This window comes from Lentibacter sp. (assembly GCF_029254145.1).
Classification (GTDB): Bacteria; Pseudomonadota; Alphaproteobacteria; order Rhodobacterales; family Rhodobacteraceae; genus Lentibacter.
In genome coordinates this window covers 1-6660 of the sequence record NZ_JAQWYD010000025.1, presented here as the reverse complement: position 1 = coordinate 6660, position 6660 = coordinate 1, and the positions used below count along the sequence as shown (strand labels likewise).

The 6660-nt window shown below is 57.1% G+C and carries 7 protein-coding genes; 6 read left to right on the top strand and 1 reads right to left on the bottom strand.

All coding sequences use genetic code 11. From position 1 onward, the window contains the following. Positions 1-569: methylmalonyl-CoA mutase family protein (locus P8O11_RS03075; protein WP_300291523.1), on the bottom strand; the 569-nt coding region annotated here is incomplete at its 3' end. A 152-nt stretch (positions 570-721) separates the two neighbouring features. Here P8O11_RS03075 and P8O11_RS03070 point away from each other — a divergent pair. The 6 genes from P8O11_RS03070 to P8O11_RS03045 all read left to right on the top strand — a co-directional run. After that, positions 722-2077, top strand: coding sequence for a 1-acyl-sn-glycerol-3-phosphate acyltransferase (locus tag P8O11_RS03070; RefSeq protein ID WP_300291521.1), 1356 nt, complete (start codon positions 722-724; stop codon positions 2075-2077). 147 nt (positions 2078-2224) lie between these two features. Then, on the top strand, positions 2225-3511 hold the full coding sequence (gene ccrA, locus P8O11_RS03065; RefSeq protein WP_300291519.1) for a crotonyl-CoA carboxylase/reductase: 1287 nt from the start codon (positions 2225-2227) through the stop codon (positions 3509-3511). Between the two features lie 208 nt (positions 3512-3719). Further along, the gene (locus P8O11_RS03060) at positions 3720-3932 is read left to right on the top strand and encodes a hypothetical protein (protein ID WP_300291517.1); all 213 of its coding nucleotides are present in this window, start codon (positions 3720-3722) and stop codon (positions 3930-3932) included. After that, on the top strand, positions 3904-4596 hold the full coding sequence (locus P8O11_RS03055; protein WP_300291525.1) for an autoinducer binding domain-containing protein: 693 nt from the start codon (positions 3904-3906) through the stop codon (positions 4594-4596). Before P8O11_RS03060 ends, P8O11_RS03055 begins: the two co-directional genes overlap by 29 nt. Before the next feature lie 74 nt (positions 4597-4670). Next, entirely contained in the window at positions 4671-5306 is a 636-nt protein-coding gene (locus P8O11_RS03050; RefSeq protein ID WP_300291515.1) for an acyl-homoserine-lactone synthase, read from the top strand. Positions 5307-5354: 48 nt separating this feature from the next. After that, on the top strand, positions 5355-6660 hold a 1306-nt coding region (locus P8O11_RS03045; RefSeq protein WP_300291513.1), incomplete at its 3' end, for an AAA family ATPase.

The window sequence follows — 6660 nt, the reverse complement described above, 5'->3', positions numbered from 1 at the left end:
AGAGCAAAGGCAAGCTCCTGCTCGGGCGTCGCACCCGCTTCTTGCAGGTGATAGGAGCAGACATTCATCGGGTTCCATTTGGGAACATGGGTGTAGCAATACTCTGCCACATCGCCGATCATCTTGAGGCTCGGCGCAGGCGGGCAAACATATGTGCCGCGGCTGAGGTATTCTTTGATCAGATCATTCTGGACAGTGCCTTGCAGCGCGCTCACATCGGCGCCTTGCTCTTCGGCAACAGCAATATAGAGCGACAAAAGCCAAGGCGCTGTCGCGTTGATCGTCATCGACGTGTTCATCTGCTCCAGCGGAATATCTTTGAATAATGCGCGCATATCGCCCAAGTGGCAGACGGGCACGCCCACTTTACCCACTTCGCCGCGCGAAAGGACGTGATCGCTGTCATAGCCTGTTTGGGTGGGCAAATCGAAGGCAACCGAGAGGCCTGTCTGACCCTTCGCAAGATTGGAGCGGTAGAGCGCGTTTGAGGCCGCCGCTGTTGAATGGCCCGCGTAGGTGCGGATGAGCCAAGGGCGGTCTTTGCTGGTCGGGGTTTGCGCTTGGGACATGAGGGGCCTCGTGAATCGGTTTGGGTAATTATCGTGCGTTGCAAGCTTGATACTTGGAATTTTCTGGCGCGTCAATTCGCTGCGTTGCGGCATTCGAGCGGCGCCTGGCCAATCTTCTTGCATAGCCCTGAGGTTCTGGCAAAACATGGTACATGTTTCAGCCCGTTGCCCTCCCGCTTTGGCTTTTGGTGGTTATTCTGCTCTTTGCAGCGGTGACCTTTGCCTCGCATTTTCTCTTTCCTTCGGTGCGCTGGTTCTTCCGCCGCCGTATGGAAAAGGCCGTGGCGCAGCTCAATACGCGTCTGACGCGTCCGATTGAGCCGTTCAAGCTGGCACGGCGGCACGATATGATCCAGCGGTTGATTTATGACGGTGAAGTTTGGGCCGCGATCTCAGAGCATGCGCGCGCTGAGGGTGTGCCTGAAAACGTGGCGTTTGAACGTGCGCGCCGCTACGCCCGCGAGATTGTCCCCTCTTTCAGCGCAACACTTTACTACGGCTTTGCGATCCGCTTTGCGCGTTTTCTCAGCCGCAAGCTGTATCGCGTGCGCCTTGGCCATCATGCCGCTGATACGCTCGCGAGCATTGACCGCAGCGCCACTGTTGTCTTCGTGATGAACCATCGCAGCAATATGGACTATGTGCTTGTTACCTATCTTGCAGCAGAGCAGAGCGCGCTCTCTTACGCTGTGGGTGAGTGGGCGCGGGTCTGGCCCTTGTCGCGGCTCATCCGTGCGATGGGGGCTTATTTTATTCGCCGCCGCTCGCGGGGCGAGCTCTATCGCCGTGTGCTTGCGCGTTATGTGGCGCTGGCCACAGAGGGAGGCGTGACCCAAGCGGTCTTCCCCGAGGGTGGGCTGTCCCTTGACGGTGCGTTGGCAAAGCCCAAGCTCGGCATTCTGCGCTATATTGTAGACGGTTATGATGCTGAAGAACGCGATGTCGTCTTTATCCCGGTGGCGATCAATTACGACCGCGTCTTTGAAGACAAGATCCTCGTGGCAGCGGGGCAGCGCGGTGACAGGCGCTTTGGTGCGCGTATCTCTGTTGTAGTGAAATATATCTGGCGCATCACATGGCGGTGGGCGACAGGGCGGTATCACCGCTTTGGTTATGCTGCGGTGAGCTTTGGTGCGCCTCTCTCGCTGCGCGCCTTTGCAGGCACAAAGCCTCTCCTGATTGAAGATTTGGCCACTGATTTGATGCGGCGGATCGGTGCGGTTGTGCCTGTCTTGCCTGTGCCTCTGGCGGCGAGCGTCTTTCTGAGCGCCAAAGCCCCCCTGAGCTTTGCGGCGTATCGCGAGGCCTTTTGTGCTGTGATTGAAGCCATGCCCGAAGCGCATATCCACGCCCCGCGCGAGGATATGGACTACGCAGTGGAGTATGGCCTGCGCAATCTCGTAGCGCGTGGTTTTGTGAGTGAGACAGGGGGCACTTATTCCGCGACAGACGAGGGCAGGCCTTTGTTGCACTATTACGCGAATTCCATTGCACATTTGCTGCACTAGCGAAGGCTTTTCTGCACTCGCTCGGTTATAAAATTACAAAAAATGACCGAATGGCGTTGCAAAGTTGCGTAAGCGCCGCTACCTCTTGGGGAGTTAATGCGATTCTGCACTGCAGCAGAGCCCCGCCTCAGGCAATGGAGTAAACAAATGGCCTTGGACACCGAAACAGGCGTAACACCTTACGAAGCGCCCGAAAAAGACCTTTATGAAGTTGGCGAAATGCCGCCTCTCGGCTACGTGCCAAAGCAGATGTATGCTTGGGCCATCCGCCGCGAGCGTCACGGCGAGCCTGACAAGAGCTTTCAGGTCGAGGTGGTCGATACACCCGTTCTGGACAGCCATGAAGTTTTGGTTTTGGTCATGGCCGCTGGCGTCAACTACAATGGCGTCTGGGCAGGCCTCGGTGTTCCGATCAGCCCGTTTGACAGCCATGGACAAGATTATCACATCGCAGGCTCTGACGCTTCAGGGATCGTTTGGGCTGTAGGCTCGGCCGTGAAAAACTGGAAAGTCGGCGACGAAGTTGTCATCCACTGCAACCAAGATGATGGCGACGATGAAGAGTGCAACGGCGGCGATCCGATGTATTCCCCAAGCCAGCGCATCTGGGGCTATGAGACACCTGACGGCTCTTTTGCCCAGTTCACCAACGTGCAAGCACAGCAGCTTCTGCCACGCCCCAAGCACCTCACATGGGAAGAGAGCGCCTGCTATACGCTTACGCTTGCCACAGCATACCGCATGCTCTTTGGCCATCACCCTCACGAGCTCAAGCCTGGTCAGAATGTTCTGGTCTGGGGCGCGTCGGGTGGCCTTGGTTCCTATGCAATCCAGCTGATCAATGCGGCGGGCGGCAATGCCATCGGTGTGATCAGTGATGAGGACAAGCGCGAGTTTGTTATGGGTCTTGGCGCCAAAGGCGTGATCAACCGCAAAGATTTCAACTGCTGGGGTCAGCTACCCACAGTGAACACACCAGAATACGCCGAATGGTTCAAAGAGACCCGCAAGTTCGGCAAGGCGATCTGGGACATCACAGGCAAGGGCAACAACGTCGACATCGTTTTTGAACATCCTGGTGAGGCGACATTCCCAGTCTCCACATTCGTTTGCAAAAAAGGCGGCATGATCGTGATTTGCGCAGGCACATCTGGCTTCAACTGTACGTTCGATGTCCGTTACCTCTGGATGCACCAGAAGCGCATCCAAGGCAGCCACTTTGCCCACCTCAAGCAAGCAGCCTCGGCCAACCGCTTGATGATTGAGCGCCGCCTTGATCCTTGCATGTCCGAAGTGTTCTCTTGGGCCGATATTCCTGCGGCTCACATCAAGATGATGCGCAACGAACACAAGCCCGGCAACATGTCTGTATTGGTGCAATCACCGAAGACAGGCCTGCGCACATTGGATGATGTAGTCGCGGCTGGAAAGTAACGTCTCAGCACGTAAGCTGTTAACGATTGAAATTGGTCCCGCGCTTGCAAGCTCCAAGCGCGGGGCTTTTCTTTTCAAGAGCTTAGAAAAGTGAACCCCGCCATTTATGGAGAAGGAATACTCGCGAATAGGTTGAATTATTTTTCCGTGATACGCTTTTTAGAATGCCAATTAATCCTTCGTTAACCCTTCAAAGGCGAATATCAGAATGAAGAATAACTGGATATTAGACGTTCTGACAGATCTGCGGGGCTTTGCGACGGCCAACGGCCTTCCAAGGCTCGCCGAGCAGTTGGATGACACGGTGCTGTTGGCAGCGTGCGAGCTGGTGTCCTCGCCTGAGGGGGGAGACGCGCGTGGCGCGAACGCAGGACGAGTTGAGTTTTGTCGCGATGTTGGAGGCGCTGGAAAAGGCTTCTGAACTCTGTGAGTTGCAGGCGATTTCAGAGCGTTTGCGTGACTATTTCCAAGTTGATCATCTTGTTTATCACTGGGTCAGCGGCGCAGGCACACAATATGGCTGCGGAACTTATAGTCCCAAATGGGTCACGCGCTATATCGAACGGGATTACATCAGAACTGACCCTGTTGTTTTGGGCTGCTATCAGCGTTTTCACCCCGTAGATTGGAAGATGCTGGATTGGTCTAGCAAAGCCGCACAAGCGTTTCAGGCCGAAGCCCTTGCGCATGGTGTGGGCAATCAAGGCTTTTCTGTTCCGATCCGTGGACCAAGCGGGCAGTTTGCACTCTTTACCGTCAGTCATCATTGCGATGATGCAACATGGGAACGCCGTATTGAGGCCGCGCGGCGCGAGCTGATCCTTGTGGGCCATTACTTCAATGAAAAAGCGCTGGAGTTTGAGCCTGACCGCGCCCCAGAGGCTGCCCGTGCGCTCTCGCCCCGTGAGGTCGATGCCATGACTTTTCTCGCCATGGGCTATTCGCGCGCGCAAGTCGCCAATACGCTTTCGATTTCTGAACATACCCTGCGGGTTTATATCGAGTCTGCGCGCTTCAAGCTTGGCGCTGCCAACACGACCCATGCGGTTGCCCGCGCGCTTCAGCACGGTCTGATCATCGTCTAAAGAGCGCACGCTGCGCTCGGGTTCTGTTAACCCATCCGTCCTAAACCCTCCGATATATTTACGGAGGGTTAACCATGATCAGATTTCTCTACGGCGACAGCTTGGCAGAACACAGCCGTTTGGCGCAGAGCATGTTTCGTGACCGCGCCAAGCAGTTTTCCGAGCGGCTTGGCTGGGAGGTTTCGGTCGATGACGCGGGCGAGGAGCGCGATCAATATGATGCGCTCAACCCGCTTTATGTGATCTGGCAGCGCCCCGATGGGCTTCATGGCGGCTCCATGCGTTTCCTGCCAACCACTGAGCGTTGCATGACACATGAGCATTTTCTGCATCTCTCTGGCGGCACTCCCGTTCAAAGCCCGTTTATCTGGGAGTGCACCCGCTTTTGCCTGAGCGAGAGTGCGAGTCCAACCACAGCGGCACGGCTCATGCTCGCGGGTGCTGCGCTGATGGAAGGTCAGAGGCTTGAGCATTTCCTTGGCGTGTTTGATGCTCCGATGGAGCGGATCTACCGCCAGATCGGCGCCAGCCCTGAGATTTTGGGCAGCGTGGGGCAGGGGCGCACCAAAACCAGCCTTGGCCTCTGGGCCTATACGCCCGCCGCCAAGGCGCGACTGGTCAAAAAGGCCAAGCTCAGCGAAGCGGTGATGCTGCATTGGTATCTGCGCGCCTTCGGCCCGAAGCCAGCCCAAAAATCAGACGCCGCCTAGGCCTTTTGCCCATTCAAAGCGCGCACGAAAGGCTCTAGGGTCGCGCGCATGAACACAGAGATCACACAGTTGTCCGAAGATCAGGCCCACGCCTTTGATCGCGTTGTCGAAGTGCTGCGCCCCGCAGGGATCGATATCGAAAACGGCCTGCTTCAGCCGCCTCAAGGCGGGGCCAACAAAACGCTGGCGATCACAGGCAAGGCAGGATCGGGTAAAACCCTGCTACTCGCTGCGCTCTATCGGGCGATGGAGGAGGCGGGGCTGGATGTGGTTTCTGCCGATTATGAAGGCAAAAAGCGCAAAGACCGCCGCACCTTGGCAATCCTTGCGCCAACCAACAAGGCGGCAAGCGTTCTGCGAATGCGCGGCGTCCCTGCAACAACCATTCACCGCATTCTCTACTCCCCCGTCTATGATCCCGAATATGAGCGCATCGCCGAATGGCTCACAGGGCAGGGCGAAAAGCCTGAGATCGAAGGGCTGACAGAGGTTGCGCTTGAGCGTGCCTATGCATTTTATCAAGCCAATAAGTCGATCCCAGCGGCCCTCGCAGCTGCGGGTCTGCGCGGCTCTGATTTCATCACAGGCTGGAAGCGGCGCGACGAGCCGCTCGATGTCGGGATGATCGACGAAGCCTCAATGCTCGACGACAAGCAATTTGAAGACCTCAAAGAGATTTTCCCGAGCCTCATCCTCTTTGGTGACCCCGCCCAGCTCGCCCCTGTAAACCAGTCAGGCACGATGGTGTTTGAAAAGCTGCCGGCCCCCGCCGTGCTCAATCTGAGCCGCATTCACAGGCAGGACGCGGGCAACCCGATCCTTGATTTGGCCCATGCTCTGGCCGACCCCGAGCTTGGCTTTGAAGCGTTTGAGCGGATGATCGAAGAGGCCGCCGCGCGCGACGAAAGGGTTGTCTGGAGCCAGCGGGTCGAAGTTGATTTGATGGCGCGCAGCCCCGTGCTGGTCTGGCGCAATGCCACGCGCATCCGCCTGATCAACGCCTTCCGCCGCGTGTATGACGCTCCCGAAGATGCACTGCTTGAGGGTGAACCGCTCATTTGTGACGGGTTGGAGCTGCCTCTCAAGCACCGCAAAAAGCGGCTTGATCTGGAGGCGCGAGGCCTCATCAAAGGCGCGCAAGTCATCTACCTTGGACCAGGCCGAAAGCCTGGCTTCTCGCGCTTGCATGTGGTCGGCGCCGAAGATCCACAAGTCTCGGCTGCCTCGATCGTCAAGATCGAGATGCCTGATGAGGAAGAACCGTTTATCCCCTTTGCCGCCCGTATGGGCGCGGCCTTTTTGCATGGCGCCGCTGTGACGATCCACAAGGCCCAAGGCTCTCAATGGCGTGATG

Coding starts and splice junctions, on each gene's coding strand:
- P8O11_RS03060 (WP_300291517.1), top strand. CDS start 3,720: ATGAAGAATAACTGGATATTAGACGTTCTGACAGATCTGCGGGGCTTT.
- P8O11_RS03050 (WP_300291515.1), top strand. CDS start 4,671: ATGATCAGATTTCTCTACGGCGACAGCTTGGCAGAACACAGCCGTTTG.
- P8O11_RS03055 (WP_300291525.1), top strand. CDS start 3,904: ATGTTGGAGGCGCTGGAAAAGGCTTCTGAACTCTGTGAGTTGCAGGCG.
- ccrA (WP_300291519.1), top strand. CDS start 2,225: ATGGCCTTGGACACCGAAACAGGCGTAACACCTTACGAAGCGCCCGAA.
- P8O11_RS03070 (WP_300291521.1), top strand. CDS start 722: ATGTTTCAGCCCGTTGCCCTCCCGCTTTGGCTTTTGGTGGTTATTCTG.